Raw genomic sequence first — 19470 nt, 5'->3', positions numbered from 1 at the left:
CAAATAGCCTCAAAGCCAAAAGGCAAAAAAGGCAAAAGCGTCGCGGGATGGAGCAGCCCGGTAGCTCGTCAGGCTCATAACCTGAAGGTCGTAGGTTCAAATCCTACTCCCGCAACCAATATATACAACACTAAACAAAAGATTAAGATTGATATCTAAACGTGCCGTTGCGCGCTACAGATATCTTTCGCGGAGAAGCAATGTAAGCGCTGCATCTGCCCCCCCCTTTTCTCCATCTGATCCGCACTCAGCTCCCGTGATATTAAATGCCTTCCAAGCAATAGGGAGAGCGAAATGTCTGAGAACGCAGTATGGGGCTTTGAAATAGAGACCACACCGTCTGGTCGCAAAATCTGGCCCAATGATCTCAAATACGAAGCAACAAGACGTATTCGTGAGGATGGAGCCTCTCCCGGCAGCATCGCAGCAAAAAGGCAGGCCTCTAGTTGTGGCCGTACCTTTATCCCTCCACCGCCGTAAAAAAGAGCGGCCACTGAATCCGAGAAGCTTTGGTCGACATAGGTGGCCAAAAAGCGGATCGGGAGATGCTCTTGCGCTGACTGGTGTCCCCGCGAGACCGAGTTCGAAGCGTGATCTTCACGACTGATTGTTGTGGCCACCAATAGCGCTTCGTCACGCAAGGCCCCTGAGACCCAAATATTGCTTTTTGCCAAAATCGCACTCCGAAAATGTGCAAAATCATAAGTTGCGGGGCAGCTCCGATTTTGCCGGACGATGCTGCATGAAACCTTCTGAGAGGTCGACCGAATTTCCGCCGATCGGCTCGCATATTCGCCCTCGTAATCCAACACTCGGCACCGCCGTGGCGCGCAACTCGTCGAACAGCGTGTCCCGAGGTCACCTTGAAGTTTCAAGGTACTCTCGAAACGCTCTATGCTGCGGAAGCTGCGCTCTGTTCGGTGGGGTGCGTCAAAGAGAACTGTGCAACCATGCCTTCCAGTTCATCAGCTTGTCCTCTCAACGTCGCACTGGTCCTGTTTACATCCTGCGCCATGGTCGCATTATGTTGTGTCACCTCTTCGATGCGGGATACGCCATTGTTGATATCGCCTAGGCCGGCAGCTTGTTCTGCTGTTCCCTCGGCCATTTCTGCCACCAGATCCGAGATATGCGTAACCCGTTGCACAATACTCTCCAACGCTGCCCCCGTTTTGTGTACCAGATCAACACCCGTGTTGACGCTTTTGGTACTTTCGCCGACCAGATCCTGAATTTCGCGTGCGGCATCTGAGGACTTCTGAGCCAGAGCTCTTACTTCCGAGGCGACCACCGCGAAACCACTGCCCGCTTCCCCCGCGCGCGCGGCTTCTACACCGGCATTGAGAGCGAGGAGATTGGTCTGAAAGGCAATGTCTTCAATCACGCTCACAATTTGGCCGATTTCGTTCGACGATGAGGAGATATCGGCCATGGCATCAACAGCAGCACGAACGATGTCGCCGCTGTCTGTGGCTTCTTTCTTTGCCGTTTCTGTGGTCTTTTGTACATTTCGTGCGCCGTTCGCGGCGGTTTGTACGCTTCCTGTAATGTCTTTTAGCGCCGCTGCCGTTTGTTCCAAGGTTTTGGCCTGGCTCTCGGTACGTTGCGATAGATCTTCAGAAGACTTGCTGAAGGTCACAGTGCTGTTGCGCACATTATTGGTGGTTTGTGCAAAACTGACCAAGGTATCGTTGAGCTTAAGGGCCGCAGTGTTGAAATCATGTCTGAGCCCTTCGTATTCCTCGGGAAAAGACGCGTCAAAACGCTGTGTAAGATCTCCGTCGGCCAATTTTGAGAGGCCCTGGCGTATCTCCATCACAACAAAGTCCTGATCTTGCTTGATGCGTTCCTGTGCCTCTTTGAGGGCCTCAGCATCGTTGCGCATCTGGATGCTGTCTTGCTTGAAATGATAGACCGCATTGGCCATACGGCTCAGCTCATCTTTCCCATCAATGCCTTCGACAAAAACGTTGAAATCGCCTTCGGTGAATTTTTGAATGACAGAGATGAGATACTTTATCCGGGCGATCATGCGTTCAAAGGAGACAATTGCGAAGACAAGCATGAGTAAGGTGGCGATTGCGCCTATCCAAGCCAGCTGCGTGAAGGCGCGTTGGGCTTCTGCTTCTATGGTATGGGTGAGCGCATCAACTTCGGCAATGAAGGAGAGTTCTCGGTCGCGCAGAAGGTTGATCCAGTTTGTGGATATTTTAAACCATTCAGGCGCGGTCAGGCCCTTGAAATCTCCATCTGCATAGCCTTGAGAGACCGTCTCTCGAGCTTGTTGCATGGCTGCAAACTCCGGTGTCGCATGCAATTCACTCAACCAGCCTTCTCCCGGCAGTGCACCGGAGGTTTCTTTCAGAAGTGCCTTTTGTGCGCCGCCCAACGACACAAAGCGATCATGCAATGCAAGTGAAAAACCTGCGCCAAGGCCGGTCGCCCCCATGGCCCGTTCGAGACCTGCATTTTCCTTGGCTGCGCCGACCATGGCGCGCGCGGCCAGTAAGGAGATCAGACGACTGTCGTGCCCAGCAATGCCTGTGGGGCGGGAAATATCGAGCATATCATTGATGGTCGCCGTATAAAATTTGGCCATCTGCGGCACGGTGATTTGAAATCCATCCACGGATGCCCGAATCTCGGGTAGGCGTCCAAGTTCATCCTCAATTTTCTTGAACGCCTCCGGGTATTTCACATGCAATTCCTCAACGGAATTGCCGTAGACTTCAATTGTGGCCTCAGTATTTTTGCGCTGTTGTGCCAACTCGTAGCTAAAATTTACGCCCCCAGAAGACAGATATCCTGCGGAATAGCCGCGCTCTTTTTGCAATTCATGAATAACGGCACCAACGATAGCGCCCTCTTGCGCTTGCAACGTGGTGGCATGTGCACGTGCGACGGCTTTTTTCTCATGTGAAACATCGTGGTACATGAATGAGCCGGCCACTGTAAACAACGGGCCGATCACCAACAACATGACAAGTCTCAACTTCATCGATCTACTCCACGCATAGGGCCAGATTGCCTATCTAATAGGAGAAAATCCCTTAAGTCTGATTAAAAGCTGTGCCGTATCGTTATCGCTTTAAGGAATACGGATCCTATTGACACGTTTGCGGATTACTGATCGGGGAGATCAATTGTCGCCGACGCGAGGGTTGTGGCGGAACAAGAGCCAAACCAAATACCAGAAACAAACCCCGCCAAAAAAAGTGGCGGGGTGAGGGGGCAGGATAAGTCTATGTCGCGACAGGCTACTCTCCGTAGGGCACCCAGATGTTTTTCACTTCTGTTGAAGCCTCCAGGAAGCTGTGCCCTTCGCCTTCCGCGCTGAGCCAATCCCGGGCGCATCCATTGTTCACCCAGGTGCGTTTGAGATTTCCCGCGCTGGCGGCCTCGATCTCTTGGGACAGCGGAGTAGACGAAAAGGACCAGATGGCATCGACATCCAGATGACCGGCTAACGGCGCGGCCAGCTCTGCATGGGAGCCGGTGAGGATATTGACCACGCCAGCGGGGACATCAGAGGTTTCCAGCACCTGATAGAAATCCGTCGCGGCCAGAGGGTAGGTTTCAGACGCCACAAGCACGGTGCGGTTGCCCATCGCGATGGCGGGTGCCATGGCAGAGATCAACCCGAGCAGAGGAGCGTCATCTGCACAGAGTGCGCCAATCACCCCCACGGGTTCCTTCATTGCAAGAGCAACGCCGCGAATGGGCACCCCATGGGCCTGCCCATCATATTTGTCTGCCCATGCGGCATAGGTGAAAAGGCGGCGGATCGAGGTCTCGACCTCTGCAGCGCCGGTCTTTCCGCCGGTCAGAAGGTTCACGCGTGTGGCAAACTCTTCTTTGCGGGCGGAGAGATTTTCCGCGATGTAATATAGAATTTGCGCGCGCAGATGACCTGTGGTGCTAGACCAGCCTTTTGCAGCCTGCGCGGCTTCCACCGCGTTGCGCAGATCTTTGCGGTTGGCAATTGGGGACTGTCCCAACAGCGCGCCATTTTTGCCATAGATGTTCTGGCTGTAACCGCCATCAGGGCGCGCCTGTTTGCCGCCAATATAGAGCTTTGCGGTGCGGTCCAGCGGATCTACCGGCCCCTTGTCACCAGAAAAGGCTTCAACGGGTTTGAGCGCTTTGGCTGTGCCTTTGGGTTTTGTGTAAGCCGAGAGACCTTCCCAGCCGCCTTCGCGGCCATAGCCGCTTTCTCGACGGCCACCAAAGCCAGCGGCTGCGTCAAACAGGTTGGTCGCATTGACCCACACCACTCCGGCCACGAGTTTTGGCGCAATATCCAGCGCCAGATTGACGTTTTCTGTCCACAGGGTCGCGGCCAGCCCGTAGCGGGTGTTGTTGGCCAATGCGACGGCCTCCGCCGGGGTGCGGAAGGTGGTGGAGACAAGCACGGGCCCGAAGATTTCTTCCTGCATCAGCTTGGACGAAGGGGCGAGGCCGGTGATCAGGGTAGGGGGATAAAAACAGCCTTCTACGGGCATGTCGACCGGCGCCTGGTAGAGAACGCCATCCGTATTGCCATCCACCATGTCGGTGATGCTCTGTAGCTGAATGGGATCTACAACCGCACCCACGTCGATGCATTTGTCGAGCGGATTGCCCATGCGCAGTGTGTCCATGCGGGCTTTGAGTTTGCTGTGGAAGCGCTCGGCGATGCCCTCTTGTACCAGCAAGCGAGACCCGGCACAGCAGACTTGCCCCTGATTGAACCAGATCGCGTCCACGAGGCCCTCAATCGCACTGTCGATGTCGGCATCGTCAAAGACGATGTAGGCAGATTTGCCACCCAGTTCGAGGGTCAGGGATTTGCCCGTGCCTGCGGTGGTTTCGCGGATGCGTTTGCCGACCTCGGTGGAGCCGGTAAAGGCGATTTTGTCGATGTCTTCATGGCGGGTGATCATCTCACCCACCGCACCATCACCGGTGACGATATTGACCACCCCAGCTGGCAGGCCTGCCTGTTGGCAGATGTCGGCAAAGGCCAAGGCGGTTAGCGATGTAAACTCGGCCGGCTTCAGCACCACCGTATTACCCATCGCAAGAGCGGGGGCGATCTTCCACGCCAGCATCAGGAGCGGGAAGTTCCACGGGATGATTTGCCCACAGACGCCGAGCGCCTGCGCGTTGGGCAGCTCACTTTCCATCAGCTGGGCCATTCCTGCGTGATAGTAGAAGTGGCGCTGCACCTGCGGAATGTCGATGTCCCGGCTTTCACGGATGGGCTTGCCGTTGTCGAGCGTCTCCAGCACCGCAAAGAGGCGGCTGTGTTTTTGCAGCAGGCGGGCGAGCGCATAAAGGTATTTGGCGCGGCCATGGCCGCCGAGGCCTTCCCATTTGGGTTGGGCCTTTCGTGCGGCTTTCACAGCTGCGTCGATGTCTTCCTGTGACGCTTGTGTCAGATCGGCAAGGGTCTCGCCATTGGCGGGGTTCTTGGATTGGAAGTCTTTGCGTGGTTTTGTCCAGGCACCGTCGATAAAATGTCCAAAGGCTGCGCCTTGGTCCACGATCCAGGCAAAAGCATCAGCGGCACTTTCGGGGGCGGGGCCGTAGTCCATGGTCTCAAAAATCTCTTTAACGGTCATTGTGTCGGCTCCTTACGCCATCGCATGGCGGTAGCTGGCCGAGTAGTGGCCTGTGACATGGTGTTCAAGCTGGCGTTCGATGTCGCCCAGCAGGGAAGAGGCGCCAAAGCGGAAGAGATCCGGCTGCAGCCAGCGATCGCCCAGCTCGTCTTTGATCAGCGACAGGTACACCAGCGCGTCTTTGGCTTTGGAAATGCCGCCCGCCGGTTTGTAGCCCACGCGGAACCCTGTGCGCTCATAGTAGTCACGGATCGCGCGGATCATTACCAGAGAGACGGGCAGGGTGGCGTTCACGCTTTCCTTGCCGGTGGAGGTCTTGATGAAATCCGCCCCCGCCATCATGCACACCAGAGAGGCACGGGCCACATTGCGCAATGTGCCCAATTCACCAGTGGCCAGAATGGCTTTCACATGGGCATCGCCACAGGCTGCCCGCATTTCGGCCAATTCCTCATAAAGCGCTTGCCAGTTGCCTTGCAGCACATGGCGACGGGTGATGACGATATCGATTTCTTCGGCACCGGCTTTGACGCTCTCGCCAATTTCTGTGATGCGCAGGTGATAGGGGGACAGGCCCGCCGGAAATCCCGTGGATACGGCAGCCACGGGAATGCCAGAGCCTTGGAGCGCGCCCACGGCGGTTTCGACCATATCGTGATAGACACAGACCGCGCCGGTGGTCAGGCCGGTCATGCCAAGCGCCTCCAGCAGGTCGGCCCGCACGGGCTGTTTCGCCTTGGCGCAAAGCCGTTCAACGCGGCCTTGGCTGTCGTCGCCGGAGAGAGTGGTGAGGTCAATCAGAGAGATCGCCTTGCACAGCCATGCGGCCTGATAGTCTTTCTTGACTGAACGGCGGCCCGGCAAGGTCTTCGCGCGGCGCTCAATGGCGGATGTGTTGGCCTGCGCAGAGCGCACCCAGTCAAGGTCCAGTGCCATTCCCGGATTGCGCGATTCCAGCGCGGTAGGCAGCTGGTGCCCTTCGGCAGTCGTGGTGGGCGTGTGCATCATTCTATCCTGTTGCGGAAAAACAGGCTCCAAAGTGCCTCATTTTATGACGCTTTGGCAAGGTACTGTGATGTTGTTTAGGTACATTTTTGATCATGTGGTCAATTAAAAGATGAGAATAAGTCGCAATTGCGTTGACAGACATGAGAATGGTTCTCATATTCAACTCAAGGTGAGTAAATAGGTGAAAAATGCGAATCCTCCGCAGAAGTTTTATGGCCGCAGCCTTTGCGGCATTGGCAAGCACAGCCGCGCCCGTGTTAGCGGATACCGCGCTCAAAGTTGTGGCGACCACCGGTATGATTGCAGACACGGCGCGTCGTATTGGCGGCGACAGTGTGGATGTGAAAGGTTTGATGGGGCCGGGGGTGGATCCGCATGCCTATCGTCAGACCCGCACGGATATCTTGGCAATGACCAAGGCGGATCTGGTGCTCTGGCACGGCCTTTACCTTGAAGCGCAAATGGAAGAATTTTTCCATGATCTGGAAGCCAAGGGCAATCTGGTGGCTGTGACAGACAGTTTGGCACGGGATCTGTTGCGCGCACATGATGACTATGCCGATAAATATGATCCGCACGTCTGGATGGATCCGCGCCTTTGGGTCTTTGTCGCGGAGCGGGTGCAGGAGGCGTTGACGCAGGCACGTCCGGAGCAGGCCGCATATTTCGCAGAAAATGCCGAAGCCTTTATGGCAGATCTGAATGCGCTGACGGAGTATGCCGAAAAGAGCCTCACATCGGTTCCGCAGGACGCGCGCATTTTGCTAACGGCGCATGATGCCTTTGGATATTTTGGTCAGGCCTATGGCTTTGAGGTGATGGGCATTCAAGGCATCTCCACAGAGTCCGAAGCCGGTCTGAATCGCATCAGCGCCTTGGTGGATATGTTGGTGGATCGCCAGATTGGGGCTGTGTTTGTAGAAAGCTCTGTCTCGGACAGATCCATCCGCGCCTTGGTTGAAGGTGCAGCTGCACGTGGGCACGAGGTGACGATTGGGGGTGAGTTGTTCTCTGACGCGATGGGGGAAAACGGCACCTATGAAGGCACCTATGTGGGTATGATTGATCACAATATCACCGTGATTTCTCGTGCACTTGGCGGAGAAGCCCCTGTACGTGGCATGGCTGATCGCCTGTCCGCTGGCACATAAGGAAAACAATGATGAACGTGGAACTGGTTGCAAATAATGGCGAGGTGCCTTCGGCGCCTCTTCCCGCAGACAGCCCCTTGGCCATTCGGGGGATGACCGTGTCATATGGGCAAAAGCCCGTGGTGTTTTCTGTTGATATGACCGTTATCGAGGGTTCTATGACGGCCATTATTGGGCCCAATGGGGCTGGGAAATCGACACTGTTGAAAGCCGCGCTGGGCATTGTCACCCCTCTGGCCGGGCAGGCGCGGGTGTTTGGGCAACCTTTGAAGGCAGCCCGTCACCGGATTGCCTATGTGCCACAGCGCGCCAGCGTCGACTGGGATTTCCCAACGCGCGTGATTGATGTGGTGCTCATGGGCCTGTCTCGCGAGTTGGGCCTGCTGGGGCGCATTCGTGGACATCATAAGGAAAAAGCGCTGGCCTGCCTTGCGCGGGTGGGCATGACAGATTTTGCTGATCGTCAGATTGGTCAATTGTCCGGCGGCCAGCAACAGCGTGTCTTTTTGGCCCGGGCACTGGCGCAGAATGCAGATCTCTATTTGCTGGACGAGCCTTTTGCCGGTGTGGACGCTGCCACGGAAAAGGCGATTATTGAGGTGCTCAAAGGGTTGAAATCTGAGGGCAAAACGGTAGTGGCAGTGCATCACGACCTGACCACGGTGCGCAGCTACTTTGACCGCGTCTTCCTGATCAATACGCGCAAAATGGCCGAAGGCAGCGTGGCGGACGCCTTCACAGCAGAGACCCTCAATCAGACCTACGGCGGGCGCTTGGCGACCGGCCAGATTGATCAGTTGGAATTGGCTGCGGGCTAAGCGATGTTGTGGAGTGCTCTGACGCTACAGCTTGGCTATAACGCCACGCTGGTGACCATTGGTGCGACCCTGCTGGGCATTGCCGCAGGGGTGACAGGCACGTTCCTTTACCTACGCAAGCGTGCGCTGGTCAGCGACGCCATCAGCCATGCCACCTTACCTGGTGTCGGGCTGGCCTTCATCCTGATGGTTTTGCTGGGCGGCGATGGGCGCTCTTTGCCCGGTCTCCTTCTGGGGGCCGCTATATCGTCTTGGATGGGGCTCTTGTGTGTGAACTGGCTGACGCGACACACCCGCCTTTCAGAAGACGCCGCCATTGGCGCTGTGCTGTCTGTCTTCTTTGGGTTTGGCATTGTTCTACTGACGGTGATCCAAAGTCTGGGCTCCGGGCGTGCAGCCGGTTTGGAAGGCTTTCTGCTGGGGGCCACTGCGGGCATGTTGTTTAACGAGGCGCTGGTGATCGCCGTGGGCGGCGCGCTGACGCTGGTCGCCGTGATGATCTTGCGCCGTCCCATGACCCTGCTGGCGTTTGATCCGGAGTATGCGGCGGCGCGGGGCATCAATGTTGCGCGTATGGATCTCGCCATTATGGCGCTTGCCCTGGCCGTGACCGTGATTGGTCTAAAAATCGTGGGCCTGATCCTGATCGTGGCCATGTTGATCATTCCCCCGGTCTCCGCACGGTTCTGGACCGATCGCACAGATCATATGGTGTTGGTATCAGGACTGTGTGGTGGGGTGGCCTCATGGATCGGCGCGGCCGTATCTGCCAGTGCGCCCGCGCTGCCAACTGGCCCCATCATTGTGCTGACAAGCTTTGCCCTGTTTGTCCTGTCGCTGTTGCTAGCGCCACGTCGCGGCGTTTTGGCCGCGGTGATCCGTCATCGCCGGTTTCAGCGTCGGGTGCATCTGCGTCAGGGCCTCCTTGCGCTTGCACAGGGGCAGCCCATCTATGAGGCCTATACAATGCGGTTGCTGCTGCGCAGTGGGTTGGCACATGCCGATGGCGTGCCCACCGATGCTGGCAAAGCGCGTGCCGCCAAAGCGCTGCGCGACGAAACCCGCTGGCAGATGGTGCGACAAGATCAGGCCTTTGAAAGTGCGGCGGCGCTTTATGACGGGCTGCGTGATATCGAAACGGTTCTGACACCAGATCAGATTCAGGAAATTGACCGCCGTATGGGTGGACCCAAGGAGGTAACCCTGTGAGTGGTGAAGAGTTTGTCCCCCTTTCCCTGACGCCCTTATTGATTGGGATTCTGGCCGCTGTGGCCTGTGCCCTGCCGGGGAATTTTCTCCTTTTGCGCAGGCAGGCGTTGATTGGGGACGCGATCTCCCACGTGGTTCTTCCTGGCATTGTCGTGGCTTTCCTGCTCACAGGAATTGTCGCAGCCGTCCCGATGATGCTGGGCGCTGCGGGCGCGGCTGTGGTGGCCGTTTTGATGATCGAAGCCATCCGCCGATTGGGCAATATCGAGCCCGGGGCCGCGATGGGGCTGACATTCACCACGCTGTTTGCCGCTGGTGTTCTGCTTCTGGAGCAGAGCGACACCTCTGGCGTACATCTGGATGTGGAACATGCACTCTACGGCAATCTGGAGAGCTTGATTTGGCTAGAGGCGTCAGGCTGGGCCAGTGTGCTGGATCCGGTGGCCCTGTCTGGTCTGCCGCCAGAGCTCGGGCGCGTTGCTGTTGCCATTCTTGGCGTGATTGCGTTTCTGTGGGCGGCATGGCGCCCTCTGGTGGTGTCCACCTTTGATGAAGGTTTTGCGCAGTCTCTTGGTATGCACACGACGGGCTTGGGTATTGCGGTGGTGATCGTCTCGGCCTTGGCCGCGGTGGCGGCCTTTGATGCAGTGGGCTCCATCATCGTGATCGCCATGTTCATTTGCCCGCCTGCCGCCGCGCGGCTGATGACCAACCGTCTGGAGGTGCAGATTGGGTGGAGCGTGGTGTTTGCGGTGCTGTCTGCCGTGCTGGGATATGTCTTTGCCGGCTATGGTCCCATATGGCTCGGCTATGACCACGCGGTGAGCGCGGCGGGCATGATTGCCACCGTCTCCGGCGTGATCCTTGCCTTGGCCGCAGGCTTCGCGCCACATCGCCATCGCAGCGGTGCTCCAGCCCTGTGAGATCGGCGGTCTTAGGCCGTGATCTTTGATGGAGCCTCTGTTGGGGCAGTCAACCTGTCCCAGGCATCATATTGGGACAGGAATATGTCACCACTCAGCTCTTCCAGAAAGTGACTGCGTTTGAGGCGGTCCATCACCGGGCCCTTCACCTCTGAAAAATGCAGCCGGATGTTCATCTCTTTGAGGCGCGTATTGATCGCCTCCAGACTTTCCAACGCGCTCAGGTCGATCTCGTTCACAGCAGAGGCCATCAGCACGACATCCGTGATGGGTTGATCGCAGACCACCCGGTCGTAGACATAGTCTTCCAGATAGCGGGCGTTGGCGAAGTACAGGCTTTCGTCAATCCGCAGAGAGACGAGATGCGGCGTGGTTTTGACAGTGTGACGCAGAATATTGCGGAAATGCTGTGTGCCGGGCACCAGGCCTACCTCGGCCACATGTGGGCGCGATGTTTTGTAAAGATGCAACCCGATGGACAGCACGACCCCCGCGCTGACGCCCACTTCCACGCCCAGTCCCAGCGTCAGGGCAATGGTGGTGGCAACGGCGGCAAAATCGACCCGCGAATATCCCCAAGCGTGACGCAGAATTGAGAGATCAACAAGGCTCAGCACGGCCACGATGATGGTTGCGGCAAGGGTGGCCTTGGGCAGAAAGAACAGCAGCGGCGTGAGGAACATTGCGGCGAGCGCGATGCCGATGGCGGTAAAGGCGCCAGCCGCAGGAGTTTGTGCGCCGGCGTCAAAGTTCACAACGGAGCGGGCAAAGCCACCGGTGACAGGATATCCTCCTGACAGGGCTGAGGCGATGTTGGAGGTTCCCAGGCCAATGAGTTCCTGGTCGGGGTCAATGCGCTGACGTCTTTTTGCTGCCAGCGTTTGCGCGACGGAGACGCTTTCCACAAAGCCGATAATCGAGATCAGCAGCGCCGCAAGAAAGAGATCAGACCAGAGGCCAGGGGTAAAACTTGGCAGTGTGAGCGGCGGCAGGCCGGTTGGCACCTCCCCCACAATTGCGACCCCTTTGTCGCCAAGGTCAAAAGCATATGCCGCCAGCGTTGTGGCGGCCACCGCAGCCACGGGGCCTGCTTTGGTGAGCACATCTGCAAGACGCGCGGGCACCCCCAGACGCGCGAGCAGCGGTTTCAGTCCTTTGCGGGTCCAGAACAGAAATCCCATGGCTGCGCCGCCAAGCAAGAGGGTGTAGAGGTTGATCTCTGGCAGATGCGCGATCAGCGATATCAGCAGCTCCGGCAGGGTATGGCCATGTGCGCTGACGCCGAAGATATGTTTGAGCTGACTTGTGGCGATGAGAATACCGGAAGCGGTGATGAAGCCTGCAATCACCGGATGGGACAGGAAATTGGCCAGAAAGCCGAGGCGTAGAAGGCCCATGCCTGTCAGTATCACCCCGGAGATAAACGCCAGCGCGACGGCGGCAGCGATGTAATCCGTTGTGCTGTCCAGATTGAGGGTGCCCACTGCGGCAGCTGTCATCAGTGAGACCACGGCCACAGGCCCCACCGCAAGCACGCGAGAGGTCCCAAAGATCGCATAGGCCACAAGCGGCAGGATGGAAGCGTAAAGCCCCACTTCCGGCGGCAAACCTGCCAACAGTGCATAGGCCAGAGATTGCGGGATCAGCATGATGGTGACAATCACCGCCGCGAGCAGATCCGCTTCCAATGTGGGTCTGGTATAGGTCCGCCCCCAAGCGAGGATCGGGAAATAGCGCGCGATTTTGGAGCGGTCTGTCATGCAAGCCTCATGCGGTCTGGCGGTGCGCGACATATACATTCAAAAAAATGAATAAGAAAGCCTCTCTGTGAGATCAGGCCCGTCTGTTTGCTCAAGTCGGCTCTGTGGGTTTCCTGCGGGGCGGCAACGCACAGGGAAGAGAGACGCAGTGTGGTTGCGCGTTATGGCTGCGCGGCGCGCAACAGGCTCAAGGCCATGCTTTGAGCCGGGCCCAACATCCGGTGCGGCCCCGCAGGGCCGCTTCCGGATGGTGGGAGCTTTTGTCAGGCGGCGGCGAAACCTGCGTCCAGCGCGCTGAGAATGGTGTCCACTTCGCCTTCGGAAATGGTCAGCGGGGGCGACATCAGAATATTATGCATGCCCAGACGCACCATGGCCCCCGCCTGATAGGCGGTCTCATGGATCTTCTTCATGGTGGCCATATCCATGGGTGTTTTGGCGCCTTTGTCAGAGACCAGCTCAATGCCTGTCATGAGGCCATGGCCCCCGCGCACGTCTCCGATAATGTCATATTTTTCTGCCAGCTTCAGAACCCCCTCATAAAGCTGTGTGCCGCGCGCGGCTGCATTGGTTTTCAGATCCAGACGCTGGGTCTCCGCCAGACAGGCGACTACGGCGGCGGATCCCACCGGATGGGCAGAATAGGTATAGCCATGGAAAATGCCCGCTTCGCCAGAGGTGTCGTTTTCAAACACATCTGCCACCTTATCATTCATCAAACAGGCCCCCGCCGGGAAGTAGCCCGAGGTGATGCCTTTGGCCGTGGTCATCATGTCAGGCTTCACACCCCAGTGCCGTGCCCCGGACCAATCCCCGGTGCGACCAAAGCCGGTGATCACCTCATCTGAAATCATCAGAATGCCGTGGCGGTCACAGATCTCGCGCATGAGCGCCATGAAAGAGGCATCCGGTACAATCACCCCACCAGCGCCCTGAATCGGCTCCATGATGAAGGCCGCAATGGTGTTGGCGCCTTGGAAGGCAATCTCATCCTCAAAGGCGGCGGCAATGTTTTGCGCCAGCTGCACTGGATCGGTTTCGTGAAACGGATTGCGATAGCTGTACGGGGAGGGCAGGTGGAAACAGCCGGGCAGCAGTGGCTCATAGTTGATGCGGAAGCGGTTGTTACCATTGACACTGGCCCCGCCAAAATGCGTGCCGTGATAGCCTTTTTTCAGGCTGAGGAATTTGGTGCGGGTCGGTTCTCCACGCAGGCGATGGTATTGGCGCGCCAGCCGCAGCGCGGTTTCCACGGAATCGGAGCCACCAGAGGTGAAGAACACCCGCGTCATGCCGTCTTCGGCGAAAAATTCGCGGACAGCGTAAGAGGCCTCAATGGCCGCTGGGTTGGAGCTGCCGGCGAAAGCTGAATAATACGGCAGATCATAGAGCTGCTTGGAAATCGCTTCTTTCACCACATCATTGGAATAACCGAGGTTCACACACCAAAGGCCGCCCACGGCGTCCACAGCAGAATGCCCGTCAATATCCGTGATGTTCACCCCTTCAGCGGTCTTGATGATCTTCGGCGGGGTGGCGTGAGAATCAGCGGGCGCGCCCATCGGATGCCAAAGGTGGCGGGCATTATTTTCCTTGAGGAAGTTGTCGTCTTTCATTGGTGAGCTCCCTTGGTGGCAGGGCAATACCCCGCGTCGTCATAATTTGATCAAATTATGGGGAAGGCCTTTTGTCCTGTCCAGCGAAACCGCGCCAAACTGTTCGCGAAAGAGGAGATTTTTTGGGGGTGTCTTGGCACCGCACACAGGCAATGGCGGTGGTAGAATCAAACAAGAACATGCTAGATTTCGTCTTATGTCTGTGGATAGCCCCAATATAAGCGCCCCGCCCCAAGCGGATCAGCCCGTCATTCGTCAATTGGACGATGCGGCGATCAATAGAATTGCGGCAGGAGAGGTGGTCGAACGCCCCGCCTCCGCCGTGAAAGAGCTGGTGGAAAATGCTATTGATGCGGGCAGCCGACGGATTGAAATCGCCTATGCAGATGGGGGCAAGACCCTCATTCGTATCACCGATGATGGCTGTGGCATCACCGAAGCGCAGCTGCCTCTGGCGCTATCGCGCCACGCCACGTCCAAAATTGATGGCAGCGATCTTCTGGACATCCACACCTTTGGCTTTCGCGGGGAGGCTCTGCCCTCGCTGGGGGCGGTGGGGCGTCTGAGCATCACTTCGCGTGTTGGCCGCGCCGCGGCGGCCAGCATCGCAGTCGAAGGCGGGCAGATGGGGGCGGTGAAACCTGCTGCCCTGTCAGGCGGCACCATCGTCGAGCTGCGGGATCTGTTTTATGCCACGCCCGCCCGTCTGAAATTCATGCGCAGCGACCGCGCGGAGGCGCAGGCGATCACCGATGTGGTCAAACGCCTCGCCATGGCGGAACCCTTTATTGGCTTCACTCTGCGCGATGTGACCGGTGGCGGCGAAGGGCGTGTTACCTTTCGGGCTGAGGCGGAAAGTGGCGATCTGTTTGATGCCTTGCATGGGCGGCTGGCGCGGATTCTGGGCAAAGAGTTTGCCGAAAACGCGCTGAAAATTGATGCAGAGCGCGAAGGGCTGCGCCTGATCGGCTATGCCGCGCTGCCAACCTATTCGCGTGGCTCCTCTGTGGCGCAATATCTGTTTGTGAACGGCCGCCCGGTGAAGGACAAACTGTTGGTGGGCGCGCTGCGCGGGGCCTATTTTGATTATCTCAGCCGCGACCGCCACCCGGCGGCGGCGCTGTTCATTGATTGTGACCCGCATCTGGTGGATGTGAACGTGCACCCGGCCAAGAGTGAGGTGCGGTTTCGCGATCCCGGGCTGGCCCGTGGGCTGATTGTGTCCAGTCTGCGCCATGCGCTGGCGGAAGCGGGCCATCGTGCCTCCACTACGGTGGCCAATTCTACCCTCAACGCCTTTCGCCCAGAGTCGCTTGGCGCGCTGGGTGCTGCGTCGGTTGCGCCCCCCGATGGACAGGCGCGGGTTTATCAGATGGACCGCCCAAGCCTTGGCGCACGCACGGCCGCCTATCAGGCGCAGGCCCCGGCATTTACGCCGCCCCGCTCTGTCTCCCCACCGTCGGAAACAGGTTTTGCCGAATTGACCGAGGCCTATTCCGCGCGGGTGGAGCCCATCCCCGATGATACCACCGCGCTGTCGCAGGCTGCTGCGACAGAAGGTCTGCCGCTGGGCGCGGCGCGGGCGCAAGTGCATGAAAACTATATCGTCGCGCAAACAGAGACCGGTATGGTGATTGTTGATCAGCATGCGGCCCATGAACGGCTTGTCTATGAAAAACTCAAACGTCAGATGGCCGAAAACGGCGTGGCGGCGCAGGCTTTGTTGATCCCGGAAATCGTGGAGCTCTCTGAGGGCGACTGTGCCCGGATCATGAGTGTGGCCGAACCGCTCTCCAGCCTTGGCTTGACGATTGAGGCCTTCGGCGGCGGGGCTGTGGCCGTGCGCGAAACCCCGGCGCTGCTTGGCGAAGTCAATGCGCGCGCCATGGTGCTCGATATTCTGGATGAGCTGGATGACACGGGCGAAAGCATGCTGGTGCAGGCCAAGCTTGAGGCCATTTTAAGCCGCGTGGCCTGCCATGGATCGATCCGCTCAGGGCGACGTATGCGCGCCGAAGAGATGAACGCGCTGTTGCGCGAGATGGAGGCCACACCGCATTCCGGGCAATGCAACCACGGTCGGCCAACCTATGTGGAATTGAAACTGGCCGATATTGAACGGCTGTTTGGGCGGACATGATGGACGGTATGGATCTGGCCTTGGCCAATATGGAAACAGCAACGCTCTATGTGTTGGGGGGCGTGGGGCTGGCGGTGCTGTTGCTGTTTGTGATGCTGCGCGCCACAGCGCAGGCGCGGGCGGCACAGACGGAGGCCTTCATTGCTCAGCATATGGGACAGATGGCACAGCGGGTGGATCAGCTCGCCACCGGGCAGGCGCAGCTGGATGGCGGTCTGCGCGCGCAGGCCCAATCCCAAAGCCAGATTGCCACCTTGATGGAGCAGCGGCTCGGAGAGGTGCAGGTCAACCTGCATGAAAACCTTGCCAAGGTGCAGCGCAGCACGGGGGAGAATTTGGCCTCCATGCAGCAGAAGATGGCCGACACGCTGGCGGTGCAACAGTTGCAGATGCAGGAGAACCTCTCCAATATGCAGATGCGCACCGGCACGGCGCTGAATGAGATGCAGGAAAAACTCAACACCTCTCTGATGGGCAACGCCAAACAGACGGCGACCTCGCTCACCCAGTTGCAGGAGCGGTTGCAGACCATCGACAAGGCCCAGGAAAACATCACACGGCTTTCCGGGGATGTGTTGAGCTTGCAGGATATCCTGTCCAACAAACAGACGCGCGGGGCCTTTGGGGAGATTCAGCTCACCGATATCGTCTCCAAAGCACTGCCCAGCGACAGCTATGCGCTGCAACAGACGCTCTCCAATGGCAAACGGGCGGATTGTCTGATCCACCTGCCTAACCCACCGGGCCCGATTGTGATCGACAGCAAATTCCCTCTGGAAGCTTATGAGGCCATGCTGTCATCGGAAACCGAGGCCGCGCTGAAGGCGGGCATTCAGATGTTCAAAACCTCGGTGCGCAAACATATCAAGGATATCTCGGAGAAATACATCATCGAAGGGGAAACCGCCGATGGGGCTCTGATGTTCCTGCCCTCTGAGGCGGTCTATGCGGAACTGCATGCCAAATTCCCGGATCTGGTGCGCGAGGGTTTTGCTGCACGGGTCTGGATTGTCTCCCCCACCACCTGCATGGCGACGCTCAACACCATGCGGGCCATTCTCAAAGATGCCCGGATGCGCGAGCAGGCTGGGGCCATTCGCCGCGAGTTGGGCCTGCTCTACGCGGATGTGGAGCGGCTGGGCACGCGGGTGGACAATCTCGATCGCCACTTTGGTCAGGCCGCCAAGGATATCAGTGAAATCAAGATCAGCGCGGATAAGGCCGGACGACGCGCACGCCGGTTGGACAACTTTGATTTTGAAGAGATTGCCCAGCCGGAGGACAATAAAGTTGTGCCGCTGAGCAAACCGGAAAGCTGACCGGCGACCGGAGCGGGGTTAGGCCACTGGCGGTTGCCGCTTGTGGGCGGGGCGCAGCCCCGCAGGCTCAAGGCAGAGCCTTGAGCCGTGCCCAAGGGATGGGAGCACAGCTTGCTGTGCATCCCATACCGCGGGCGCCTGTCCGTCTTGCTTGAAAACAGTTTGCGCCATGTCAAAGACTCGGTGCCCTCTGCTTGGGACAGTGGTGCAGACAAAGGGAGACGCGAAATGCTTGAGATTTCTGCATGGAAAGTGGCACAGGTTGTGCTGATGGCGCGTGAACTCGACCGAGCCGAAGGCGAGTTGCGGGCCTTTATTGACCGTTTGAACGAAGACGAGCAGGCCAGCCTTGTGGCGGTGATGTGGATCGGTCGCGACAGTTTCACGGTGGATGACATCGGTGAAGCTCTGATGACGGCAAAGACCGAAAACACTGTCCCCACCGCTGATTACCTGCTCGGCTCGCCGCATCTGTCCGACCATCTGGAGAACGGTATGGAGGCGCTGGGCCTGTCGCTTTCAGATGAAGAAGACGATTTGGTGCGGGGCGGCTAAATGAGCGTGCGCTCCGATCAGCTTTGGGGCGTCAGCCACGCCGCCAGATAGACCTGCAGGCGCTCTCTGATCGAGAGGCTGTTGTGCAGGCTGCAAAACATCAGAGAAATTGCCTGTATGGCAAAGGCCTGCACACCCTCTGCCTGCAGTTTCGCTGAAATATCAGTGCGGAAAGGCCGCTGCGCCAGCCAGTCTGTCACCACCTGCTCATGGCGGCCAAAGGTCATGGCGATCGGCCCTATCTCTTGCTGGGCGGCGGCCCCTGAATGGCGCAAAATCACATCAAACACATAGCGCTCGCAGCTCATAAAAACCGCGAGCGGCATCAGGGCATCGGTCATCTCGGCAATTGTGCGGGGCGCAGGCAGGGCTGCGATCTGATCCAGATGGCGGTCGATCTCTTTGCCGATTAGGTGGTCCATCAAGGCGTCTTTGTCTTTGAAATGCGCAAAAAACGTGCCTTTAGCGACGCCTGCACGTTTTACCACATCCTCTACCCTGAGTGTTTCATATCCGCCTTCTGCGATGACAGCGGTGGCCGCGTCCAAAAGCTTGGCGCGGGTTTTTAAGGTGCGTTGTTGAACTGCTTTGGCCATATCGCCTTTCTATATGATTTTTGACCGTGGTCAAATTTATAATTGACCGAGGTCATTTTTTGATGGATTAAAATTGACCATGGTCATTATCTTGGAGAATCACGATGTCATCGAAACGTATTTTTGTCCTCAACGGGCACCCGGCGGCGCAGTCGCTGACCGGCAGCTTGGCGGAGAGTTATGCCAATGCGGCACGCAAGGCTGGGCATCAGGTGCGCCTGACCCAATTGCATGATCTGCAGTTTGACATGGATTATGGTTTTGGCGGCTATGAGCGCCAAAAACCACTTGAGCCCGAATTGGAACAGTTTCTCACGGATCTGGAATGGGCGGAGCATGTTGTGGTGGCGACGCCAATGTGGTGGGGCGGGCTGCCTGCCAAGCTGAAAGGTCTGTTTGACCGCGCGCTGCTGCCAGGGCGGACCTTTGACACGCGCAACACCACCTTGCTTGGATTGCCCGCACCCCTGTTGATCGGAAAAACCGGGCGCATTCTGCTGTTGTCAGACACGCCGGGCTGGGTGTTTCGTCTGTTCTATCGCGATGCCCTGGCTGTGCAGCTGCGTCGCCAGATCTTGGAGTTTGTGGGGATCAAACCCGCCAAGGTCAGCACGTTTTCCGGCACGAGCCATCCCAAAGACGGCCTTGTGGCGCGGTGGCAAAGCCGTGTTGCCAAAATGGGTGCCTTGGGCCTGTGAGGACACCCAACGAAAACGGGCCTGAAAGTCTCCCCTTCAGGCCCGTATATTCAACTTTTTGCGGCCAATTGGGA

14 protein-coding genes and 1 tRNA gene are annotated in these 19470 nt (G+C 57.9%); 9 read left to right on the top strand and 6 right to left on the bottom strand.

Annotated features, from left to right (window positions below; all coding sequences use genetic code 11):
- The first annotated feature begins 41 nt into the window (after positions 1–41).
- A tRNA-Met gene (locus tag J7382_RS14450) sits at positions 42–118 on the top strand.
- A 774-nt stretch (positions 119–892) separates the two neighbouring features.
- Here J7382_RS14450 and J7382_RS14445 read toward each other — a convergent pair.
- The 3 genes from J7382_RS14445 to deoC all read right to left on the bottom strand — a co-directional run bounded on the left by J7382_RS14445 (position 893) and on the right by deoC (position 6608).
- Positions 893–2998 (bottom strand): methyl-accepting chemotaxis protein, encoded by a 2106-nt coding sequence (locus J7382_RS14445; RefSeq protein WP_209069726.1) that lies wholly within the window; start codon positions 2996–2998, stop codon positions 893–895.
- Between the two features lie 259 nt (positions 2999–3257).
- A complete protein-coding gene (locus J7382_RS14440) occupies positions 3258–5603 on the bottom strand; it encodes an aldehyde dehydrogenase family protein (protein ID WP_209069725.1) in 2346 nt (781 codons plus the stop codon).
- A gap of 12 nt (positions 5604–5615) precedes the next feature.
- The gene (gene deoC, locus J7382_RS14435; RefSeq protein WP_209069724.1) at positions 5616–6608 is read right to left on the bottom strand and encodes a deoxyribose-phosphate aldolase; all 993 of its coding nucleotides are present in this window, start codon (positions 6606–6608) and stop codon (positions 5616–5618) included.
- A 215-nt stretch (positions 6609–6823) separates the two neighbouring features.
- Between deoC and J7382_RS14430 the strand changes: the two genes are divergently transcribed.
- From J7382_RS14430 to J7382_RS14415, 4 genes are read left to right on the top strand one after another with little or no spacing between them, the layout of a single operon-like run.
- Positions 6824–7762: a zinc ABC transporter substrate-binding protein gene (locus tag J7382_RS14430; protein WP_247745019.1), complete on the top strand. Its 939-nt coding sequence runs from the start codon at positions 6824–6826 to the stop codon at positions 7760–7762.
- An 11-nt stretch (positions 7763–7773) separates the two neighbouring features.
- A complete protein-coding gene (locus J7382_RS14425) occupies positions 7774–8580 on the top strand; it encodes a metal ABC transporter ATP-binding protein (RefSeq protein ID WP_209069722.1) in 807 nt (268 codons plus the stop codon).
- Between the two features lie 3 nt (positions 8581–8583).
- Positions 8584–9789 carry a metal ABC transporter permease gene (locus J7382_RS14420; protein WP_209069721.1) on the top strand — a complete coding sequence of 402 codons (1206 nt, stop codon included), beginning with the start codon at positions 8584–8586 and terminating at the stop codon, positions 9787–9789.
- Positions 9786–10712: a metal ABC transporter permease gene (locus J7382_RS14415; RefSeq protein WP_209069720.1), complete on the top strand. Its 927-nt coding sequence runs from the start codon at positions 9786–9788 to the stop codon at positions 10710–10712. The genes J7382_RS14420 and J7382_RS14415 overlap by 4 nt, the downstream gene beginning before the upstream one ends.
- A gap of 11 nt (positions 10713–10723) precedes the next feature.
- Here J7382_RS14415 and sulP read toward each other — a convergent pair whose 3' ends face one another.
- Complete coding sequence (sulP, locus tag J7382_RS14410; protein WP_209069719.1) at positions 10724–12472, bottom strand: sulfate permease; 1749 nt, start codon at positions 12470–12472, stop codon at positions 10724–10726.
- A gap of 263 nt (positions 12473–12735) precedes the next feature.
- Complete coding sequence (locus J7382_RS14405) at positions 12736–14088, bottom strand: aminotransferase class III-fold pyridoxal phosphate-dependent enzyme (RefSeq protein ID WP_209069718.1); 1353 nt, start codon at positions 14086–14088, stop codon at positions 12736–12738.
- A gap of 196 nt (positions 14089–14284) precedes the next feature.
- Between J7382_RS14405 and mutL the strand changes: the two genes are divergently transcribed.
- From mutL to J7382_RS14390, 3 genes are all read left to right on the top strand, one after another.
- Positions 14285–16228, top strand: a complete 1944-nt coding sequence (gene mutL, locus J7382_RS14400) for a DNA mismatch repair endonuclease MutL (RefSeq protein WP_209069717.1) — start codon at positions 14285–14287, stop codon at positions 16226–16228.
- Positions 16228–17547 carry a DNA recombination protein RmuC gene (rmuC, locus tag J7382_RS14395; protein WP_209069716.1) on the top strand — a complete coding sequence of 440 codons (1320 nt, stop codon included), beginning with the start codon at positions 16228–16230 and terminating at the stop codon, positions 17545–17547. Before mutL ends, rmuC begins: the two co-directional genes overlap by 1 nt.
- A gap of 228 nt (positions 17548–17775) precedes the next feature.
- Positions 17776–18102 carry a DUF3775 domain-containing protein gene (locus tag J7382_RS14390; protein WP_058238971.1) on the top strand — a complete coding sequence of 109 codons (327 nt, stop codon included), beginning with the start codon at positions 17776–17778 and terminating at the stop codon, positions 18100–18102.
- A 17-nt stretch (positions 18103–18119) separates the two neighbouring features.
- Here the strand turns inward: J7382_RS14390 and J7382_RS14385 are convergent, their stop codons facing one another.
- A complete protein-coding gene (locus J7382_RS14385) occupies positions 18120–18698 on the bottom strand; it encodes a TetR/AcrR family transcriptional regulator (protein ID WP_209069715.1) in 579 nt (192 codons plus the stop codon).
- A 104-nt stretch (positions 18699–18802) separates the two neighbouring features.
- Here J7382_RS14385 and J7382_RS14380 point away from each other — a divergent pair, with 104 nt between their 5' ends.
- Positions 18803–19396 (top strand): NAD(P)H-dependent oxidoreductase, encoded by a 594-nt coding sequence (locus J7382_RS14380; protein WP_209069714.1) that lies wholly within the window; start codon positions 18803–18805, stop codon positions 19394–19396.
- The last annotated feature ends 74 nt before the right edge of the window (positions 19397–19470 follow it).

It is taken from the genome of Shimia sp. R11_0, assembly GCF_017744035.1.
In the GTDB taxonomy this organism is placed as follows: domain Bacteria; phylum Pseudomonadota; class Alphaproteobacteria; order Rhodobacterales; family Rhodobacteraceae; genus Shimia; species Shimia marina.
This window is presented reverse-complemented; position numbering and strand designations above follow the sequence as displayed.

What these genes read in the sequence shown, in the direction of transcription:
- J7382_RS14380 (WP_209069714.1), top strand. Translation starts at nt 18,803, where the DNA reads ATGTCATCGAAACGTATTTTTGTCCTCAACGGGCACCCGGCGGCGCAG.
- J7382_RS14390 (WP_058238971.1), top strand. Translation starts at nt 17,776, where the DNA reads ATGCTTGAGATTTCTGCATGGAAAGTGGCACAGGTTGTGCTGATGGCG.
- J7382_RS14445 (WP_209069726.1), bottom strand. Translation starts at nt 2,998, where the DNA reads ATGAAGTTGAGACTTGTCATGTTGTTGGTGATCGGCCCGTTGTTTACA.
- J7382_RS14430 (WP_247745019.1), top strand. Translation starts at nt 6,824, where the DNA reads ATGGCCGCAGCCTTTGCGGCATTGGCAAGCACAGCCGCGCCCGTGTTA.
- J7382_RS14405 (WP_209069718.1), bottom strand. Translation starts at nt 14,088, where the DNA reads ATGAAAGACGACAACTTCCTCAAGGAAAATAATGCCCGCCACCTTTGG.
- J7382_RS14385 (WP_209069715.1), bottom strand. Translation starts at nt 18,698, where the DNA reads ATGGCCAAAGCAGTTCAACAACGCACCTTAAAAACCCGCGCCAAGCTT.
- sulP (WP_209069719.1), bottom strand. Translation starts at nt 12,472, where the DNA reads ATGACAGACCGCTCCAAAATCGCGCGCTATTTCCCGATCCTCGCTTGG.
- J7382_RS14425 (WP_209069722.1), top strand. Translation starts at nt 7,774, where the DNA reads ATGAACGTGGAACTGGTTGCAAATAATGGCGAGGTGCCTTCGGCGCCT.
- mutL (WP_209069717.1), top strand. Translation starts at nt 14,285, where the DNA reads ATGTCTGTGGATAGCCCCAATATAAGCGCCCCGCCCCAAGCGGATCAG.
- deoC (WP_209069724.1), bottom strand. Translation starts at nt 6,608, where the DNA reads ATGCACACGCCCACCACGACTGCCGAAGGGCACCAGCTGCCTACCGCG.
- J7382_RS14440 (WP_209069725.1), bottom strand. Translation starts at nt 5,603, where the DNA reads ATGACCGTTAAAGAGATTTTTGAGACCATGGACTACGGCCCCGCCCCC.
- rmuC (WP_209069716.1), top strand. Translation starts at nt 16,228, where the DNA reads ATGGACGGTATGGATCTGGCCTTGGCCAATATGGAAACAGCAACGCTC.
- J7382_RS14420 (WP_209069721.1), top strand. Translation starts at nt 8,584, where the DNA reads ATGTTGTGGAGTGCTCTGACGCTACAGCTTGGCTATAACGCCACGCTG.